The organism is Paraburkholderia sp. JPY465, assembly GCF_050436725.1.
Classification (GTDB): Bacteria; Pseudomonadota; Gammaproteobacteria; order Burkholderiales; family Burkholderiaceae; genus Paraburkholderia; species Paraburkholderia youngii.
This window is the reverse complement of the sequence record NZ_JBNDMT010000002.1, coordinates 1,108,942-1,127,019: the sequence shown is the minus strand read 5'-3', so window position 1 is coordinate 1,127,019 and position 18,078 is coordinate 1,108,942. Positions and strand designations below refer to the sequence as shown.

17 protein-coding genes are annotated in these 18,078 nt (G+C 63.7%); 7 read left to right on the top strand and 10 right to left on the bottom strand.

The annotated features are described in order from the left end of the window. Nucleotides 1-4: 4 nt before the first annotated feature. The gene (locus QFZ94_RS07235) at nucleotides 5-1,510 is read right to left on the bottom strand and encodes an RAD55 family ATPase (RefSeq protein WP_429456032.1); all 1,506 of its coding nucleotides are present in this window, start codon (nucleotides 1,508-1,510) and stop codon (nucleotides 5-7) included. Nucleotides 1,511-1,724: 214 nt separating this feature from the next. Between QFZ94_RS07235 and QFZ94_RS07230 the strand changes: the two genes are divergently transcribed. Together QFZ94_RS07230 and QFZ94_RS07225 are read left to right on the top strand one after the other, a co-directional pair. Next, the gene (locus QFZ94_RS07230; protein WP_429456031.1) at nucleotides 1,725-2,777 is read left to right on the top strand and encodes a phytoene/squalene synthase family protein; all 1,053 of its coding nucleotides are present in this window, start codon (nucleotides 1,725-1,727) and stop codon (nucleotides 2,775-2,777) included. A gap of 98 nt (nucleotides 2,778-2,875) precedes the next feature. Then, the gene (locus QFZ94_RS07225; protein WP_410851140.1) at nucleotides 2,876-3,124 is read left to right on the top strand and encodes a hypothetical protein; all 249 of its coding nucleotides are present in this window, start codon (nucleotides 2,876-2,878) and stop codon (nucleotides 3,122-3,124) included. Between the two features lie 195 nt (nucleotides 3,125-3,319). On the opposite strand, the gene QFZ94_RS07220 is transcribed toward QFZ94_RS07225, so the two are convergent. The 8 genes from QFZ94_RS07220 to QFZ94_RS07185 all read right to left on the bottom strand — a co-directional run bounded on the left by QFZ94_RS07220 (nucleotide 3,320) and on the right by QFZ94_RS07185 (nucleotide 11,263). Further along, nucleotides 3,320-3,634: a DUF4148 domain-containing protein gene (locus tag QFZ94_RS07220; RefSeq protein ID WP_429456030.1), complete on the bottom strand. Its 315-nt coding sequence runs from the start codon at nucleotides 3,632-3,634 to the stop codon at nucleotides 3,320-3,322. Between the two features lie 199 nt (nucleotides 3,635-3,833). After that, complete coding sequence (locus QFZ94_RS07215) at nucleotides 3,834-5,390, bottom strand: alkaline phosphatase family protein (protein ID WP_429456029.1); 1,557 nt, start codon at nucleotides 5,388-5,390, stop codon at nucleotides 3,834-3,836. A gap of 150 nt (nucleotides 5,391-5,540) precedes the next feature. Then, nucleotides 5,541-6,233 carry a hypothetical protein gene (locus QFZ94_RS07210; protein WP_368582933.1) on the bottom strand — a complete coding sequence of 231 codons (693 nt, stop codon included), beginning with the start codon at nucleotides 6,231-6,233 and terminating at the stop codon, nucleotides 5,541-5,543. Continuing rightward, nucleotides 6,233-6,715, bottom strand: a complete 483-nt coding sequence (locus QFZ94_RS07205; RefSeq protein ID WP_013092495.1) for a glycoside hydrolase family 108 protein — start codon at nucleotides 6,713-6,715, stop codon at nucleotides 6,233-6,235. Before QFZ94_RS07205 ends, QFZ94_RS07210 begins: the two co-directional genes overlap by 1 nt. 53 nt (nucleotides 6,716-6,768) lie before the next feature. Further along, the gene (locus QFZ94_RS07200) at nucleotides 6,769-8,244 is read right to left on the bottom strand and encodes a tetratricopeptide repeat protein (RefSeq protein WP_429456028.1); all 1,476 of its coding nucleotides are present in this window, start codon (nucleotides 8,242-8,244) and stop codon (nucleotides 6,769-6,771) included. A gap of 285 nt (nucleotides 8,245-8,529) precedes the next feature. Next, on the bottom strand, nucleotides 8,530-9,393 hold the full coding sequence (locus tag QFZ94_RS07195; protein WP_429456027.1) for an ABC transporter permease: 864 nt from the start codon (nucleotides 9,391-9,393) through the stop codon (nucleotides 8,530-8,532). Nucleotides 9,394-9,409: 16 nt separating this feature from the next. Then, nucleotides 9,410-10,204, bottom strand: a complete 795-nt coding sequence (locus tag QFZ94_RS07190) for an ABC transporter ATP-binding protein (protein ID WP_026228638.1) — start codon at nucleotides 10,202-10,204, stop codon at nucleotides 9,410-9,412. Between the two features lie 39 nt (nucleotides 10,205-10,243). After that, on the bottom strand, nucleotides 10,244-11,263 hold the full coding sequence (locus QFZ94_RS07185; RefSeq protein WP_368582930.1) for an ABC transporter substrate-binding protein: 1,020 nt from the start codon (nucleotides 11,261-11,263) through the stop codon (nucleotides 10,244-10,246). A 288-nt stretch (nucleotides 11,264-11,551) separates the two neighbouring features. On the opposite strand from QFZ94_RS07185, the gene QFZ94_RS07180 reads away from it, so the two are divergent. The 5 genes from QFZ94_RS07180 to QFZ94_RS07160 all read left to right on the top strand — a co-directional run bounded on the left by QFZ94_RS07180 (nucleotide 11,552) and on the right by QFZ94_RS07160 (nucleotide 16,944). After that, nucleotides 11,552-12,229 (top strand): response regulator, encoded by a 678-nt coding sequence (locus QFZ94_RS07180; protein WP_013092490.1) that lies wholly within the window; start codon nucleotides 11,552-11,554, stop codon nucleotides 12,227-12,229. Between the two features lie 2 nt (nucleotides 12,230-12,231). After that, nucleotides 12,232-13,617 (top strand): sensor histidine kinase, encoded by a 1,386-nt coding sequence (locus tag QFZ94_RS07175; RefSeq protein WP_429456026.1) that lies wholly within the window; start codon nucleotides 12,232-12,234, stop codon nucleotides 13,615-13,617. Nucleotides 13,618-13,743: 126 nt separating this feature from the next. Further along, a complete protein-coding gene (locus QFZ94_RS07170; RefSeq protein WP_429456025.1) occupies nucleotides 13,744-14,784 on the top strand; it encodes an ABC transporter substrate-binding protein in 1,041 nt (346 codons plus the stop codon). Nucleotides 14,785-14,834: 50 nt separating this feature from the next. Beyond that, the gene (locus QFZ94_RS07165; protein WP_429456024.1) at nucleotides 14,835-16,217 is read left to right on the top strand and encodes a sensor histidine kinase; all 1,383 of its coding nucleotides are present in this window, start codon (nucleotides 14,835-14,837) and stop codon (nucleotides 16,215-16,217) included. Nucleotides 16,218-16,248: 31 nt separating this feature from the next. Continuing rightward, entirely contained in the window at nucleotides 16,249-16,944 is a 696-nt protein-coding gene (locus QFZ94_RS07160; protein WP_429456023.1) for a response regulator, read from the top strand. 147 nt (nucleotides 16,945-17,091) lie between these two features. On the opposite strand, the gene QFZ94_RS07155 is transcribed toward QFZ94_RS07160, so the two are convergent. Then, nucleotides 17,092-17,898 (bottom strand): DNA-binding transcriptional regulator, encoded by an 807-nt coding sequence (locus QFZ94_RS07155; RefSeq protein WP_429456022.1) that lies wholly within the window; start codon nucleotides 17,896-17,898, stop codon nucleotides 17,092-17,094. Between the last annotated feature and the right edge of the window lie 180 nt (nucleotides 17,899-18,078).

Below are 18,078 nucleotides of genomic sequence, written 5' to 3'. Positions count from 1 at the left end.
GCGGCTAGGTTTTTCGCCGCGATTGCAGCGTGGCCGACAGGCCCGGCGTCGATTGGATACCGGCGGCGCCGGGCGAGCCCTCGATCACGTCGAGTCCTTGCGACGAAATCGACAGTTCGCGCAGTGACGTGTCGTGCGCGCTTTCGCGTTGCTTGACCACCGAAATCATGCGCCGCAGTCCTCCTTCTGTCTCGGCGTAGCGCAGCAGCACGAGGTTTTCGGTCAGCGCCGACACCCGCACGGCCTTCGCGTGGCCCGGCTCGCTGTACAGCGGCAGTTCCTCGGTGATGAGCGTCGTGACGGCCGCTTCGCGCAACTGATGCAGCAGTGCATTGAGGAACAGGCCGAAGCGCTCGGTGCGCAACGCCGAATCGCGAAAGCCCTCGACGCCGTCGATCACGATGCGCGTCGCGCCGGTCTGCTTGACGGTGGCGAGCGCTTTCGCCGCGATTTCGTCGATGGCGAGTTCGATCGCCGGCTGCCAATGCACGATCAGACGGCCGTCCTGCCACGCATCGGCAAGCGGAATCGACACCGCTTCGGCTTTGCCGACGAGCCGCTGCGGACCCTCGTAGAAGCCGAGATACACGCAGCGTTCGCCGCGTGCGAGCCCGGCCGCGAGGAACTGCAGGCACAGCAGCGTCTTGCCGACGCCCGACGGGCCGATCAGCGTGGTCGTCGAGCCTTGCGCGAAGCCGCCGCCGAGCAGGTTGTCCAGATGCGGCAAGCCGAAGCCGAGCCGTGCTTTCAGATCGACGGGGCCCGGTTGCTGCGCGCAGTGTGCTTCGAGGCGCGGGAACATCAGCAGCCCGCTGCCGGCGATGCGAAAGAAGTGCTTGCCCATCCGGTGATCGCGCGCGCGCATCTTGTGCACTTCGATCTCGCGCGCGCGGCGCATGCCGTCGTGATAGCGGTTCAGCTCGATCAGACCATCCACCAGCGTGTGCTCGGGATGCGGCTCGTTACCCGACAGCGGCGCGAGCAGCAGCGTCGTGCAGTCCATCGCGGCGACCAGCGCGTTCAGCTCGTGGATGAACTTCGACAGCGACAGCTCGGTTTCGCTGAATTCGCGTGCGCTGCGAAAGCCGTCGATGATCATCAGGCTCGGCCGGTAGTCGTAGATGCTCGACGCGATCAGCTTCAGGAAACCGTCGAGGCCGTCCTGCATCAGCTCGTGATAGCCGGACACGAACAGCATCTGCTGCGCGACCGCGGTTTCGTCGAAGAAGCTCAGGCCTTTCAGGTGACCGAGCAGCTTGTCGTGCGATTCGGCGATCAGCGTCATGTACAGCACTTTCTCGCCTTGCCGTACCCGGTGAAAGCCGATCTGGCTCGACAGGATCGTCTTGCCGGCGCCAGCCATGCCCTCCAGCAGATAGACGCCGCCGCTCACCAGACCGCCGCCGAGGATTTCGTCGAAACCAGGCACGCCGGTTTCGACATTGCGTCGGGCCGGGTTAGGCCGGGCCGCGTCAGACAGGCGAGAGGTGTTGGATGCGTCGGTAGTCATTGTCGAAGGGTCTTTCAAAGTGCAAGCGACGGCTGGTCGTGACGGTCCTGTGCTGAACCCCGTCGAGGCAGCAATCGCCGTTCCCGCTTGCGAGCGGCGACGCCTCACGGCCTGAGAGCCCCTTGCACGCGACATGACGGGGAGCACGTATACAATTCGGCAGCGCCTGATTCCCGCGGGCTTTCACCCGCCTATTTGCCAACCAGTCCAACCCATGCCGAATTCGACCCGGGCCTTTCTTCTCGGCCCGCTCCTTAAAGGCGTTTCACGCTCCTTCTATCTGACGCTGCGCGTGCTGCCCATCGGCATGCGCGATCCAATCGGCCTTGCATATTTGCTCGCGCGCGCCGCCGATACCATCGCCGACACCTCGCTGATCGCGCCGGGCCAACGCCTCGAATTGCTGCTTGCGTTGCGCGATCAGGTCAATGGCGTGACCGTCGATAGCGCGCCGTTCAAGCGCATCGCCGCCGAAGTCGCGGGTCAGCAGACGCAGTCGGATGAAAAGCTGCTGCTCGAATCGTTGAACCCCGCGCTCGACGTGCTCGCGCAACTGAGCGAGTCCGACCGCCACGCGGTGCGCGCAATCGTCACGACGCTGACCGAAGGCATGGAATTCGATTTGCGCACGTTCCCCGACGAACGCTCCGGCCAGATCGCGGCGCTGCGCGAATACGACGAACTCGATCGCTATACGTATCTGGTCGCGGGCTGCGTCGGCGAGTTCTGGACCACGATGACTTACGCGCACATGCCGGGCACGCTGAAGGAACCGCCCGACACGATGACGCAGCGTGGCGTGCGTTTCGGCAAGGCACTGCAGATGACCAACGTGCTGCGCGATTGCGGAAAAGACTTGCGCATCGGCCGCTGCTATCTGCCGCAGAGCATGTTCGAGCGTCACGCTCTAAGCGCGCGCGATCTGCTGCAACCGGCCAATTCGATGCGCGCGCGGCCGCTGCTCGTCGAACTCCTGCGCAAGACGCTCGATCATTTCCGCGCGGCGCTCGACTATATGCTCGCGATTCCGGCGAGCGCGGTGCGCTTGCGGCTCGCCTGCCTGTGGCCGATCCTGATCGGCCTCGACACTTTGCTGCTGCTCGCGGATAACGACGCGTGGCTCGATCCGGCGAAAGTGTCGAAGGTGACGCGCGGTGACGTATATCGGATCATCGCGTCGTCGCTGCTGATGGTGCCGTCGAATGCTTTGGTGCGCAATGCGATCAATAGCCGCATCGCGCGGATCGAGGCTCGGCTGCAGGCATAAACGATTTATTCTGGATCATTGAAACGTCAACAATCGGGAAAGCCCTAAGCCACTGCATTCGCGCTTCGCGTTAGTCTTTTCGAAAAGGAGACGAACCCATGCGACAAGCGTTCAATATTGCGTTGGTGCTTTTGCTTGGCTATCTGATGGCGGATCGGGCGTTGATGCGTGCGCAGGCGGGGGAGGTCGGCACGATTACGTGTCACCAGGGCGCGGCGCTCGTCAAATCGCAAGCGTTGAAAAAGGGCTTTGGCGACGCTGGCGCGAGCGCGCAGAGCGAGAGCTTCCTGTCGAGTTGCCTCGTGACCGGGCGGGGCCAGGTCGGCGATCTGATCGCACGCGAGTGAGCGCCGGCAGCTGAGGATTCGTCGCGGCGCACGCATAGCGCCGCGAAAAAGCGCCCAGACCGTGAAGGCCCGGGCGAAGTCATCGGGAGCCCGATGACGGAGGTAACACATATGAACTGGCCCGCGCTCGGAGATACCCGAGCAGCGGGCCAGTTCATTTGAATCGGGGCGCGCGTCGCAAGGACGCGCTATCGCTTACTGACCGAAGTAGACCGACTTCGGGCCACTCATCGGAGCCGCACGGCTCGTTTGGGTCGTACCGCTCACTACACCTCCGAAGCCGGTAGCGGCTTGGCCGACGCCGTTTTGCGCGTCGACGCGGGCTTGCGCAGCCTGGATGTCAGCCGGGTAGTGCGGGTCGGCGAGACCGGGTTGATAGCCGGCCTTTTCCAGCTGGACCAGCTCGGCGCGCACTTGAGCGCGGGTCACGGGCTGGTTGGCTTGCGCGAAAGCAGCGACCGGAGCGGCGACAGCGACAGCGCTGACAACGGCTTGAATCAGCGATTTCATGATACTTACCTCCAGTTCAGGGTTTTTTGTCTTGCTGCGAACTTGCTTGTTCGTAGTCAGTGATTGCATTGTAATTTGGTGAACTTGGCAGAGTAAGTCACGATGCAGGTAATGTTTGTTGCGAGATTTGATACAAAAGTGCGGAACTTTCAGGGTTAACGCGTAGGCTTTCGTTGCGTCGCCGCCGCGGTGCGGAGTGCTACTTCTCCGACACAGGACTGACGGGCGAGGGCGTTGCCGTTGCCGGTGGCGGCGGATCGTTTCGCGCGCTGCCCGGCGTCGCGGCACGCACCGATTGCCGCAAGCGCGTGAACGCCTGGCTCGTGCGCGCATCACGCTGGTCGCGTGCGTCGTAGAAGTCTTTGCTGAGCCACTGGCCGAGACTCATCATCAGCGAGCCCAACGCGCTCTTGAAGCGCACCCAGGCATTGCCGGTGCGCGCCAGTTGCGCGGCCGCCTCGACCGCGTCGGCGGCGAGCCGGTCCAGTTCCGCGTGCAGAAAGTCGGCGAAATGATGCAGGCCATGCTGATTGCCATTCGACGATTTGCGCTCCAGTTCGACGTGCTCGGCAATCAGCGATTGATTGGGCACGCGAATAAACGGCGGCGTATCGGCGCGCGCGCCGCCGTCATGGCGAATCGCCACACCGAGGTTCGCGGATGCCGCGGTGCGCTCGCCGAGCGGCGGCATTTGCCACTTGTCGCACAGGTACTTCAACAGGCTGCAATGATCGAATCGTTCGTTGCATACCCCGGCTTCGCACCACGGCGACACGAGGATCGCGGGAACACGCACGCCGAGTCGTTTGAAATCGAAGCTCGTGGTATGGCCGTCGGGTGCGACTGCGTCGGCCGGCGGCGATACGTGGTCGTAGAAGCCGCCGTGCTCATCGTAGAGGACCACCAATAACGTGCGCTCCCACAGCGCCTGATTCGAGCGCAGCGCATTGTAGGTATCGGCGATCAGTTTCTCCGCTTTCATGATGTTGTGCGGCGGATGATCGTCGTTCTGCGCTTCGCCGAAGTACTTCGGCTCGATCAGCACGAATTGCGGGAATTGGCTGGCGGGTCCCGCTGCGTCTTCGAAGAACTTGTCGAAAGAGCGGTAATTCGCGAGGTTTTCAGCGCGTCGCTGGTTCTTCAGCAGCAGTGACGCGGGGAAGTCGTAGAAATAGACGCTCCATGTTTTGCGCGCGCCGTTCAAGCGATCGAAAATCGTGTCCTGATCCTGCTCGGTGTACCAGCGTGGATTGAGTCCGTCGAGTCCCGAAGGCATGTCGATCTCGCCTTTCGACGTACCCGTGAGCGCGAAAAAACGGTTCGGCCACGTCGGCCCCGGCAATGAAGAGAACCACCGGTCGCACACGGTGAATTGCGAACCGAGCGTGTGCAGCGCGGGCAGAAAGCCGAGCGGGTAATAGCCCATCACGTCTTGCCGCGCGACCAGGCTGCTCTTCGGATAGTCGTTGACGAACGAACGCACGAAGCCGCTGTTGTCGGCGGCGATCTGATCCATCACGGCCTTGTGCTCGTGATTCGGATCGTGCTTCATCTGCCGCTCGCGCGTCGCACGCGGATAGAAGGTATGGCCTTGACCGTCGGCGTTCGATTTGCCGGCCGCGTTGCGCACGCCGTCCAGTTTGTCGTGCACGGCGTCGAGGCAGCCGAGCATCTGGTCGAACGAGTGATTTTCCATCAGCAGCAGCACGACGTGTTCGATCGGATCGTTCTGCGCGTTCGGCTCGACGTCACTCATCTTTATCGCTCCACTCGGGACAGGATGGATTTCGCGTTGCCAACTTAGCGCAAAACGCGGACCGGCGAAAGAGCGCTGGTTTGCAACGGACCTGCACGCGACGCTCGGCGCATCTCGTCGCGTGCATGATTGGTTCAGCCTCGCATCGACTCAACTGCCGCCAGAGAAGATCGGACCTTGCCCGCCCGGCGCGAACGACGGGAAGTGGTCGCCGGACGGCGCGACCGCCGCCGGTGCATGCGCTCCCGGCTGTGATGCCGGTTCGCGCAAGGTCAACGCGCTATCGGCCGTGATCGGCACGCTCGGCTTCGCGAGCAGCTCGGTCTTGCGCATCGAGCCGACCGACGTGCCGAAGTAATAGCCGATGATGCTGATCCATGCGGTTCCCAGCGCACCGACGATCACGTTGACGAGATCCTTGTTGGTGCCCGGCAGCGGCTGAAACGCCATCAGCAGCAGAATGCCGAAGAAGCCGGTGGTGACGGCCATCGCGAGCACCTTCGGGACCCAGTCGCGATTGGCGACACCCATCGCGCGTGCGTTCGCGGTGTCGCTGGTGGCGATGCGGGCCATCTCGGCGTCGTGCGCGAGGCTCGACTGCGCGGCCGTCACCATCAACTGCTGCAATTGCAGCGAGTTCGCGGTTTCGGCCTGGCGAAGTTTTTCGAGTGCGCCGGGGTCGTTCAACGCGGGTTCCACGAAGGCCGGGTCGCTCGGCGTGCCGAGCGCGTGCGAGATGATCGCGGCGGCGGCGCTCACGCCGAGGCCGACCGGACCCCCCACGAGCCCGGCGAGAAGCGGGGCGGTGCTGCTGATGTTCGTCGCTACTTTGGTCCAGTCCATCATGCTGCTCCCAGGAGAAGATTGGCTGCCATGCGTTCGGTCCAGCCGCGGCTGAAACTCGGCCACGAATGCAGGTTGCGCAGGTACCGCAGACGATACGCGGCGAAGCGCATCACGAACTTCATCGGATCGGCGTTCTTGACCGCATCGAGCGTGTCGGGGCCGAACTTGCCGTCTTCCTTCGCGCCGGACGCTTTCTGCATCCACAGCACGACGAGGCCGCCGTTGTAGTTCGCATCGAAAATCTGGAAGGCCACGCGCGGATCGAGTTCGTCGAGATGCAACGGGTCCCAGTACCTGCGCTTGGCGATCTGATGGGCGGTTTCGAGCGGCAGGTCTTTCATCGCGCCGTTATAGCCCTCGCTGCGCGCGACGCGCGCCGTTACACCCCACATCGTTTCGCCGCCCGGATCGGCCGGATTGAAGCTGTACCCGCCTTCGTTTCCGATCAAGGCTTTGAATGCATCTTCGAAACTGTCCATCGAACTGTCTCCTGTTCGGCTGTGTTGCCAACTCAAATGGCGATGCGTGCGGCTCAGGCCGCTCGCATCGCCTGTCCTACGGCGTCGCGTACCGTGTCGAGCGAGGCTCGCAGCGAGTACGACGTCATCGGATTCGAAACGGGCTTGACGCGCGGCTCAGGCCTCGATGTCCGGGTGTCGGCTTCGTCGGGCGATGCGTCCGTCGAGAGCGCCAGCTCGCGTTCGCGCGCCGACAGCGTGCCGGCGTCGAGCTGCAATGCCTGTGCATACTTGCGCGCGGCCTCGCGCAGAGCGCCTTTGTGTTCCAGCGCGCGGCCCCATTCCGCATAGGACGGCGCGAGATCGGGCCGCAACGCGACGGCGCGCGAGAGCTTGTCGATTGCTTCGTCGTAGTGGCCGGTCTTCACGAGCGCCTCGGCCCAGTCGTGCAGCGTGTCGACGGATTCCGGGTTCATCTCGGCGGCCCGCCTGAATGCGTCGAGCGCTTCGCGGTCGTGCCGGTTCGTATGCAACAGCACATCGCCGAGCAGCCGCAGGTTTTCAGCGGTGCGCGACTTTTCGTTCGCGCCGGCTCGCAGTTCCTTGAGCGCATCGTCGATGCGGTTCTGCTGTTCGAGCGCGATGCCGAGACTCGCGCGCAGCACCGCCGAGTCTTTGTACTGCGTCAATGCTTCGCGGATCTGCTGCTCGGCTTCTTTCGAGCGCTGCTGACTGTCGAGCAACCACGCCTTGCCCGCGACTGCCCATTGGGCCTGCTCGGATGAGGGCAGCGCGAGGACTTCGTCATAGATCCCGACGATCTCGCGATAGTCGCATTGCGCGAGCGAACATTTGGTCTTCTGCACCTGGGTGAACAGATGACTGGCGAGGATGTTGGGTTCGGCGAGGCGCATCGCCGTGATGGCGATGTCGTGCACGAACTTTTCGAGGTCGCGCCCTTCGAACGGCACCGTGCTTTCGCGGCCGTTGAACGGGCCGTGTTCTATCTGCACGTGCGCGATATATGAATCCGCGCTGTTGTTGGTCTTCGTGATGCCGACGTGCACGGCGACATCTTCGCGCTGAAGCACGCCTTTGATGAAGCGCACCGTCGTCGCATACGACATCTCCTGACCCGGGATCTGGATGTCCTGCTGCCCGTCGTTGCTGGTCATCGTGTCGTGCGGGATCGATTCGGCGTCCCGCCCGATTTCCTTCATCGCCGACATGATCCGCTCGGCCAGAAAGTTCGACGAATAGCCGCGCTCGGTCAACGTTTGCGGCGTCTCCACCGGCGGCACCAGCAATTGACGCGTGAGCACGCCGCGCGCGACGAGGCAGATGGAACCGATCGTCAGCAAGATGACCAACCACGGCAACACATAGGGCCAGAGGCGCTTCGGCCCGCGACCGATCACACTGGCGGTATGCAAGCCGAACAGCACGAATCCGCTGGGATGATGACGATGGCGGCGATTCGCGGCGTTGGCGCGCAGGACCGCACCGCTGAACCCGTTCATCGACCGACGTTGACCCTGTGCACTCGACATGACCCACCTCGCTTCGATCGGCGATCAATGTTGGCGATCGCCCGACTTGCGCGGTGGGTATGCATTGAGCGTGCCATGCCGCAGGGAACGGGCTGGCAGGCGGCTGTTGGCTTCCGCTAAAGGGATTGAAAGAAAGAAGTGTCGCGGGCTGGCCAACCTATCGGCAAAAACAGTTTGCCGGCGGGAGACAGGATGCAGGTTGGCAAACAAAAATGCCGCTCAGTCCAGAAGACCGAGCGGCATTGGTGAAGCGAACTACTATTTGAGGACTTGCGCAGCGGTGGCTTAAACCGAACTCGGCCGCCATTTCAACAATCGATGCTCGACCGCGGTCAACAGGTAGTCGGCGGCAAGCGCGACCACCGCCAGCACGATCATCGCCGCGAACACGCCGCTCGCATTGAACGCGCCCTGCGCGGTGGAGATCAGCAAGCCGATGCCCTGCTTCGAGCCGAGAAACTCGCCGACCACCGCGCCGACCAGCGCGAAGCCGAAGCTCACGTGCAGGCTCGCGAGAATCCAGCTGAGCGCCGACGGAATCACGACCGAGGTCGTCACCTGACGGCGCGACGCGCCGAGGATCTGCGCATTCGCGATCATGTAGCGGTCCGCTTCGCGCACGCCCTGGAACGCGTTGGCGAACACGACGAAGAACACCATCACGACCGCGAGCGCGACTTTCGACGCCATGCCGAGCCCGAGCGCGATCACGAACACCGAGCCGAGCACGACGCGCGGAATCGAGTTGGCGATCTTGATGTAGAGGCTGAACACGTCGGAGAGCAGCTTGTTGCGGCCCAGCACGATGCCGCAGACGATGCCCGCGACCGAACCGATGATGAAGCCGAGGCCTGTCTCTTCGAGCGTGACCCACACCTGCGTGAGCAGCGGCCCTTGCGACGTGCCGTTCACGAACCAGTCGACGATCTGTTCGAAGATAGCGCTCGGCATCGAGAAGAAGAACGGGTCGATCCACTTCAGGCGCGCGGACAGCTCCCAGCCGCCGAGCACGACCACGAGCACCAGAATGCGCAGCGAAATCACCAGAACGTGGCGCTGGCGGATCTTCTTCTGCGCGATACGCTCGACGTGGGCGAGCGACGCGGCGTCGATGCCCGCGGGCATCATCTGTTGAGAGGGTGTAGACATGTTTGCCGTTCCTTGATTAACCGATCTGCACTTCTTCGCGCAGGTCATGCCAGATATCGCGCGAAATTTCGATGAAACGTGAGTCGTAGCGGATCTCCGACGTGACACGCGGTCGCGGCAGATCGATTTCGTAGACTTTCTTCAGCGTAGCGGGGCGCGCGGTCAGCACGAACACGCGGTCGGCGAGCGCAATCGCTTCCTCGAGGTCGTGCGTGACGAACACGACCGAGCCGACGCCGCCCCACAATTGCAGCAGCTCGTCCTGCATCAACGTGCGCGTCTGCATGTCGAGGGCCGAGAACGGCTCGTCCATCAGCAGGATTTCCGGCTTGTTGATGAAGGTCTGCGCAAGCGCGACGCGCTTGCGCATGCCGCCGGACAGTTGATGCGGATAGTGCTTGCCGAACTTGTCGAGGCCCACGCGGCGCAGCCATTCGTTCGCTTCGTCGTAGGCGGCCGATTTCGAACGGCCACGATAGAGCGGACCCGCCGCGACGTTGTCGAGCACCGAGCGCCACGGAAACACCGCATCGGCCTGGAACACGAAGCCGATGCGCGGATCGATGCCGTCCACCGGCGCGCCCATCACGCGCACTTCGCCGGTGGTCGGCTTCAGCAAGCCGGTGATCATGCTGAGCGTGGTGGACTTGCCGCAGCCGGTCGGGCCGACCACCGCGACGAACTCGCCGCGTGCCACCGACATGCTGAAGTCGCGCAGCGCGATCGTGGCCTTGCCGTCCGGGGAAATGAAACGGCACGACACGTTGCGCATTTCGATCGCTGGCGTCTCGCGTGACATAGGTTGATTCATCGGCGGGTGCCTCGCAGTTCTGTGAATATGAATGAAGCGTTACTTCGACGCGGTCTTGACCGGCGCCGACAGGAAGTCGTTGGTGTAGGTCTTGGCGAGGTCGATATGCTTGCCCTTCACCGACGGATTGAATGCGGACAGCACCTTCAGCACCGTGTCCGGGCCGTCTGCGGGCATCTTGCCGTCCTTCGTGAACATCGGCAGCGACGCCTTCAGCGCGCCCACGTACAGGTCCTTGTTGTTGCCGTAGTAGTCCTTCGGCATTTTCGCGGCGATGTCCTCGGCGCTATGCGTCGCGATGAAGTTCAGCGTCTTCGCGAACGCGTGCGACAGCTTCGCCGCGTCGTCCTTGTGCGATTCGGCCCACGCGCGCTGCACGTAGAAGCTCGACGCGGGGTAGGTGCCGCCTAGCGCGGCGCGCGTGCCTTCCACGGTGCGCATATCGACCAGCACCTTCGCGTCGCCGGTCTTCAGCAGTTGCGAGACGGTCGGCTCCGTGGTCATGCCGGCGTCGATGCGGCTTTGCTTGACGGCGGCGATGAAGCTGTTGTCCGCGCCGACCGGCAACATCGTGTATTGCGTCGACGGCACGCCTGCGCGCTGCGCGAGGTACTGCGTGAGGAAGCTCGTCGACGAACCGAGGCCGGTCACGCCGAGCGTCTTGCCTTTGACGTCGGCCATGCTCTTCAGCGTATCGGCCGCCTTGGTCGAGACCATTTCGACTTCGCCCGGCACCTGGCCGAAGACGACCAGCGCCTGCACTTCCTTGCCCTTGCTCTGCAGATCGATCGTGTGATCGTAGAAGCCGACCACGCCTTGCACCGCGCCCGCGAGCAGTTCGTTCTCCGCATCGACACCGGCCGGCTGCGACAGGATCTCGACGTCGAGGCCTTCGTCCTTGAAGTAGCCGAGCTGCTCGGTGAGCTTGGCCGGCAGATAGATGATCTTGGTGGCGCCGCCGACCATGATCGTGATCTTCTCGGCGTGAGCGGCGGCCGAAGCGGCGGCAAGGGCGAACGCAACTCCTGACACAACGGCAATCTGGCGCAAGGTACGCATGAAGCAGTCTCCTTAGGTGGGTCGCCGCAATCGGGGCGCGGCGCTTTTCTGGGTGAATGGCAGCGATTATAGAAACGCGAAACCTTCTGCCAGCTTTCGGGGTTTGGCGCAAAACATGGGTGTTAACCCGACGACGCGCCGACGCCGCGCCGACGCCGCGCCGAAATTTCGCGCGAATCGCCGCCGCACTCGCGGCAGCCACTGGACGTATGCTGTAAACCACACTTCACGCGCGCAGACCCCTTGTTTTAAGGCACAATCGACGACCTGACTTTTGCCGTTCCCGCCATGAAGCTGCTGCTGATCGAAGACAACCCCACGCTTGCACACTGGCTCGCGAAGATGCTGGAGCAGGAAGCCTTCGCGCTCGACGCCGTGCAGGACGGCGACGAAGCCGACCGCCTGCTGCGCACCAATCACTACGACGTGATCCTGCTCGACCTGAACCTGCCGAAGCTGTCCGGCAAGAACGTGCTGCGCCGGCTGCGTCAGCGCGGCGACGCGACGCCGGTGCTGATCCTGACCGCGAGCGGCTCGATCGACGAGAAGGTGGAACTGCTCGGCGCCGGCGCCGACGACTACCTGGTGAAGCCGTTCGAAGTGCGCGAGCTGATCGCGCGCATCAAGGTGGCGATCCGGCGGCAGTCGCCGTCCAAAGCGAGCGAGGTGGTGTGCGGCGACCTGTCGTTCGACATCGACACACGGCAGTTCACGCTGAAGGGCGCGCCGCTGAACGTGACGCCGCGCGAGCGTTCGGTGCTCGAAGCGCTGATCCTGCGCCTGGGCAAGACGGTGACGAAGCCCGCGCTCGTCGATGCGATCTTCACGCTCGCCGACGAGCCGAGCGAAGACGCGGTCGAAATCTACATTTCCCGTCTGCGCAAGAAGCTCGATGGCAGCTCGGCCGCGATCGTCACGCTGCGCGGGCTCGGCTATCTGCTGCGCAAGCGGGAAGACGACCAGTAACGATGTCCAATAGTCTGCGCATACGCCTGCTGTGGTGGCTGCTGGTGCCGCTCGCGCTCTATGTGTTCGTGACCGGCAAGACCGAGTACGACAACGCGCGGCACACCGCGAATCTGGTGCAGGACAACCAGCTGGTCGCGTCGGCGCGAATGATCGCGGGCGAGGTCGAATGGAGCGACGGCTTTCTGCGTGTCGATGTGCCGCCCGCGGCGCTCGAGATCTTCGCGTCGCCCTATCGCGACCAGGTCTTCTACAGCGTGCGTGTCGACGATGGGCGGCTGCTCGCCGGTACGCCTGATTTCCCGCCGCGACCGCTGCGCGCGCCCGACGTGCCGGATTCGTACTACACCGAGTTGCACGGCCAGCAGGTGCGCGCGGTCGACATCGTGCGGTTCATGTACGACAACGGCGCGACGCGCCCCGTACGCGTGACGGTCGGCAAGACCGTGCGCTCGCGCGACGCGATGACGCAACAACTGTGGCGGCCGCAACTCGTGCGCCAGCTCGAAATGATCGCGCTGGCAGTCGCACTCGTTTGCATCGGGCTCACGTTCGAGCTGCGCCCGTTGATGAAGGTGAAAGACGAAGTGGCCGACCGCGATCCGATGCAGCTCGAACCGATCCGCGTCGAGCGTCTGCATTCGGAACTGCGGCCCATCGTCGATGCGATCAATCAGTGCATCGCGCGGCTAGGCGTGCAGGTGGCGGCGCAGCGGCGCTTCATCGCGGATGCCGCGCATCAGTTGCGCACGCCGCTTACGCTGCTCGGCACGCAACTGCAATTCGCGCGGCAGCAGGAAGGCCTCAATCCCGCGCTCGACGAAGCGCTTGCCGCGATGCATAGAAGCAATCGTTCGATGGTCGGTCTCACCAACAAGCTGCTGTTGCTCGCGCAGGCCGAGGCCGCCGACAACTCGCAACTGGCGATGGAACGCGTCGATCTGGTGCCGCTCGCAATGGAGGTCGTCGAAGATCTCGGGCTGCTCGCGCAGGCGCGTGAAATCGATCTTGGCGCGGAATTGCACGGCGTGGCGCCGGTGCTCGGACATCGCGGCATGTTGCAGGCACTGATCGCGAATCTCGCCGAGAACGCGATTCGCTATACGGGCAGCGGTGGCCATGTGACGGTCGCCGTGAGTGCGGCTACCGAGGCCAATACGGTGACGGTCAGGGTGACCGACAACGGCCCGGGCATTCCGGCCGAAGCGCGCAGCCGCGTGTTCGAGCCGTTCTTTCGCGCGTCGACGGATACGGAAGGCACGGGCCTCGGTCTGGCGATCGTGCGCGAAATCGCGGACGCGCATCACGGCGAGATCGTGCTGAAGGCGGGCGAGGGCGGCAAGGGCGTGGATATCGCCGTGACGTTTCCGCGCGCGACGCCGCAGTGATCGGGATAAACCCGAGGTTCACGCAACAGATACGGCCCTGAAAGCATCGGGAAGGGTTCGCCCCTTCAGAATCACGGGCGGGCGACCCGCGCGGCGCCTGGAGCAAGATAACGGAGACACTCGCAAATGAAGCTTTCCCCGACGCGTTTTTCGCGCGCGGCCTATGCCGCCGTGGCGGCGTCGCTCGCATGGTGCGCGCTCGCGAGGGTGGCGACACCTGCGCAAGCCGCCGAGCCGGAGAAACTCGCGATCATGGTGGGCGGCACCAACAAGCTCATCTATCTGCCGGCGCGTCTTGCCGAACAGCTCGGCTATTTCAAGGCGGAAGGGCTCGACGTCGAACTGCTGTCGCAGCCGACTGGAATAGAGGGCGAAAACGAAATGCTCGCCGGCGCGGTGCAGGGCGTGGTCGGCTTTTACGATCACACGATCGATCTGCAGACACGCGGCAAGGAAGTGAAGACGATCGTCGTGTTCAGCCAGGTGCCGGGCGAAGTGCAACTGGTCGCGGCGAAATCGGCCGCTTCGATCCGCAGCATGGCCGACGTGCGCGGCAAGACGCTCGGCGTGACCGGGCTCGGTTCGTCGACGAGCTTCCTCACGCAATACCTCGCACAGCGCGCGGGCGTGCCGTCCACGCAATACACGCTGCTGCCGGTCGGCGCGGACAGCAGTTTCATCGCGGCGATGCGGGAAGGACGCATTCACGCGGGTATGACGACCGAGCCGACCGTCACGCAGCTATTGAAGGCGGGCGACGCCAAAGTACTCGTCGATATGCGCAACGTCGACGGCACGCGCGCCGCGCTCGGCGGCATGTATCCGGCGTCGAGCCTCTACGTGCAAAGCACGTGGCTCGACGCGCATCCGGACGAAGCCGCGAAACTCGCGCGCGCATTCGTCAGGACACTGCGCTATATGCATACCCACAGCGCGGAACAGATCGCCGCGCAGATGCCAAAAGAAGACATCGGCAACGACAAGGCGCTGTATATCAGCGCGTTGCAGGCTTCGCTGCCGATGTACACCGTCGACGGCAAGATGCCCCCCGACGGTCCGCAGACGGTGCTGAAGGTACTGTCGAGTTTCAATCCGGCGGTGAAGGGGCGGTATATCGATCTGTCGCGCACCTTCACCAACCAGTTCGTCTCTGAGGTCAAGCCTTGAAAGCGGGCTGACCGCGTGGGTCGCATCGAGCACAAGAGGATCGGCACATCGTGTTTTCAGGCAGTTTGCGCGGACGCTTGTTGTGGTGGCTGCTGTTGCCGCTGGCGGCGTTCGTCTCCATTTCGGTCGTCATTTCATACCGGTTCGCGCAGAACACCGCGGACCTGGTGCAGGACCATGCGCTGCTGTCGTCGATGCGGATCATCGGCGAGGATGTCGACTGGGACAACGGTTCGGTGTCGATCCAGATTCCGCCGGCCGCGCTCGAACTGTTCGAATCGCCGGAACAGGACACGGTTTTCTATCGCGTCGAGGCGAGCGGCCATCGTCTGCTCGCGGGCATCCCGGAGTTGCCGCTGCCGCCGCATGTGAGCGACAAGCCCACGCTTTATGCCACCCATTTCACCGACGGCCGCGCGGCGCGCGCGGTCGCCTACGCGCGGCAGCTATACGACTCGGGACATACCGAGGAAGTGATCGTCGCGGTCGCGAAGACGGAGGGCTCGCGCGACGCGATGGTGTGGCGTCTGCTGCGGCCGCAATTGTCCGGCGAAGTCCTGACGCTGGTGCTGGCGATGGTGTTCGTCTACCTCGGCCTGACCTTCGAACTGCTGCCGCTGATGAAGGTGAAGGACGACGTCGCCGATCGCAATGCGTCGCAACTCGAACCGATTCGCGTCGCGCGTCTGCACGTCGAGCTGAGGCCGATCGTCGATGCGATCAACCAGTGCATCGCGCGAATGGGCCAGCAGGCCGCGACGCAGCGTCAATTCATCTCCGATGCAGCACATCAGCTGCGCACGCCGCTCGCGCTCCTGGTCGCGCAGATCCAGTTCGCGCGGCAACGCGATAGCCGCGACGCCCGGCTCGACGAAGCGCTCGCGGGCATGCACAAGAGCAGCCGCAAGCTGACCACGCTGACCAACAAGCTGTTGTTGCTGGCACAGGCCGAGTCGGCGGCGCCGCTGAGCGTGCCGGAGCGGATCGATCTGAGCGCGTTGATCGCGGGCGTGCTGGAGGAACTGATCGCGTTTGCGCAGTCGCGAGAAATCGATCTGGGCGCGGAGCTGGAAGACGGCCTGTACGTGACCGGCGACGAAGCATTGACCGCGGCCCTCGTGACCAATCTGGTCGACAACGCGCTGCGCTATACGCAGGCGGGCGGGCGCGTCACGGTGCAGACGCAGCGGCGCGACGCGATGGCGATCGTGCGCGTAATCGACAACGGACCCGGCATCAAGGCCGATGCGCGCGAGCGCGTTTTCGAGCGCTTCTATCGTGCGTCGAGTCATGCGGAAGGGACTGGTCTGGGCTTGCCGATCGTGCGCGAGATTGCGCATCGCCAGGGCGGCAGCGTGACGCTCGAATCGAACGCAGGCGGCGCGGGCCTCGTCGCGACCGTCGAGATGCGCTTATGGCTCGGCGCAACCTGAGCTCGCGCGACTCACCAATGAGAGGACAACGATGAAACTGCTGCTCGTGGAAGACGACGCGGACCTCGCGCGCTGGGTGATGAACCTGATGCAAGTCGAGCAATTCGCGATCGACTGGGCGCAAAACGGCGAATGCGCGGAGACGCTGCTCGGTCTGCAATGCTATGACGCGGTGCTGCTCGATCTGCGCCTGCCCGGCATGAGCGGCAAGGAGGTGCTCGCGAGGTTGCGCCGCAAGCGCGACAACGTGCCGGTGCTGATGCTGACCGCGAATGGCTCGACCGACGACAAGGTGGCCTGCTTTTCGGCCGGTGCCGACGACTATGTCGTCAAGCCCTTCGATGCGCGCGAACTGGTGGCGCGCATCAAGGCGCTGATTCGCCGTCAGGCCGCGGGAGACAGAGGGCAGTCGACCGAATGCGGCGATCTGCGTTATCTGTTCGATTCGCGCGAATTCGTGCTGCGGGACGAACGCCTGCCGTTGCGCCGCCGCGAACACGCGATCCTCGAAGCGCTGATTCTGAAGCAGGGCAAGACCGTCTCCAAAGCCACGCTGATGGACAAGATCTTCACGCTCGACGAAGAGCCGAGCGCCGACGCGATCGATATCTATATTCACCGGCTGCGCAAGCATCTCGCGGCATCGACGGCGAAGATCATGACGCTGCGCGGACTCGGCTATATCTTGCGCGAAGAAGAGCCGCGCGAGGCGTTTGTGTCTGGCTGAGACGACAGCGCGTTCTTGAACCGAGGTTTCGCTGGCTTCGGCGAGCAGTGCGCGCGCCGCGCTGCTGATGCTGACGGTGTATGACGACGACGTCGCACCGCTCGTCGAACCTGCCGATGATGAACTGCTCGTGGCCGTAAGTGGCTGTTACGGTTTGGCTCTCGCGTTGCTCTGCGCCGCGAGTTCCCCGACCATCTCACGCGCGGCCGTTTGCAACTCGGGCACGTAGCGCCGCTTCGCTTCCGCGAGCGACACCGCGCGCGACAGAAACACCACGTTCAAGCTCGCGAGCACTCGCTCCTCGAACACGATCGCGACGGCGACCGCGCCGATCTTCCCCTGGTCCACCCAGTCGCCGTGATTCGAACCGAACCCATCCGCGCGCACGCGTCTTACGAGATTGCGGATCAACGCGTCGTTCGACGCGAGCGCCTTCTGCTCCTCGCCGCCCGCACCCGCGCGCAGCAGATCGAGAATGTCCTCGCGCTCTTCATCGGGGCACATCGCGAAGTACGCGCGGCCCGCCGCGGTCAGCAGCATCGGCAAGCGGCGGCCGACCATCGCGCGATGAAACGACAGCGTACTGAAGCGGTGGGTGGTCTCGCGGATGATCATCGCGTCGCCGTCGGGCGTGGTCAGATCGGAAGGCCACGCAACGCGTTGCAGCAGACGCCCCATGACCGGCGGCGCGATGGTCGCGATGCGTTCGTCGTCCGTGAAGCCTTCGCTCAGTGCGCGCACTTTCAGCGTAAGCCGGAAGCTGTCGTCCGACGCGCTGCGCCGCACGAAGCCTTCTTCCATCAACGTCTCCAGAAGCCGCCGCGCGGTGGTGCGATGCAGGCCGGTCAGCTCGCTGATCTGCTGGCTGGTCGCGCGGCCGCTGTCCATCGAGTTGAGTGCTTGCAGCACCTGCAAGCCGCGCGACAGACCTCGCACATTCGTGTATTTGGTCACTTAAAACCTCAATAAAATCAACTATGTGCATTCTATGCACATTTTCCAGATTTTGTTGAGCGGGTAAGTGGCCAGTCCTAGACTGCCAACAAATCAACGAATTCATGGAGACGCGAGCTGTTGCCCGCAGGCGACTTTTTTCGCCGTGGTTACCGCTGGTTCCCGCCGCCGCGCTCCGTG

Coding starts and splice junctions, on each gene's coding strand:
- QFZ94_RS07210 (WP_368582933.1), bottom strand. CDS start 6,233: ATGGACTGGACCAAAGTAGCGACGAACATCAGCAGCACCGCCCCGCTT.
- QFZ94_RS07235 (WP_429456032.1), bottom strand. CDS start 1,510: ATGACTACCGACGCATCCAACACCTCTCGCCTGTCTGACGCGGCCCGG.
- QFZ94_RS07230 (WP_429456031.1), top strand. CDS start 1,725: ATGCCGAATTCGACCCGGGCCTTTCTTCTCGGCCCGCTCCTTAAAGGC.
- QFZ94_RS07215 (WP_429456029.1), bottom strand. CDS start 5,390: ATGAGTGACGTCGAGCCGAACGCGCAGAACGATCCGATCGAACACGTC.
- QFZ94_RS07225 (WP_410851140.1), top strand. CDS start 2,876: ATGCGACAAGCGTTCAATATTGCGTTGGTGCTTTTGCTTGGCTATCTG.
- QFZ94_RS07205 (WP_013092495.1), bottom strand. CDS start 6,715: ATGGACAGTTTCGAAGATGCATTCAAAGCCTTGATCGGAAACGAAGGC.
- QFZ94_RS07180 (WP_013092490.1), top strand. CDS start 11,552: ATGAAGCTGCTGCTGATCGAAGACAACCCCACGCTTGCACACTGGCTC.
- QFZ94_RS07175 (WP_429456026.1), top strand. CDS start 12,232: ATGTCCAATAGTCTGCGCATACGCCTGCTGTGGTGGCTGCTGGTGCCG.
- QFZ94_RS07220 (WP_429456030.1), bottom strand. CDS start 3,634: ATGAAATCGCTGATTCAAGCCGTTGTCAGCGCTGTCGCTGTCGCCGCT.
- QFZ94_RS07190 (WP_026228638.1), bottom strand. CDS start 10,204: ATGAATCAACCTATGTCACGCGAGACGCCAGCGATCGAAATGCGCAAC.
- QFZ94_RS07185 (WP_368582930.1), bottom strand. CDS start 11,263: ATGCGTACCTTGCGCCAGATTGCCGTTGTGTCAGGAGTTGCGTTCGCC.
- QFZ94_RS07200 (WP_429456028.1), bottom strand. CDS start 8,244: ATGTCGAGTGCACAGGGTCAACGTCGGTCGATGAACGGGTTCAGCGGT.
- QFZ94_RS07170 (WP_429456025.1), top strand. CDS start 13,744: ATGAAGCTTTCCCCGACGCGTTTTTCGCGCGCGGCCTATGCCGCCGTG.
- QFZ94_RS07160 (WP_429456023.1), top strand. CDS start 16,249: ATGAAACTGCTGCTCGTGGAAGACGACGCGGACCTCGCGCGCTGGGTG.
- QFZ94_RS07195 (WP_429456027.1), bottom strand. CDS start 9,393: ATGTCTACACCCTCTCAACAGATGATGCCCGCGGGCATCGACGCCGCG.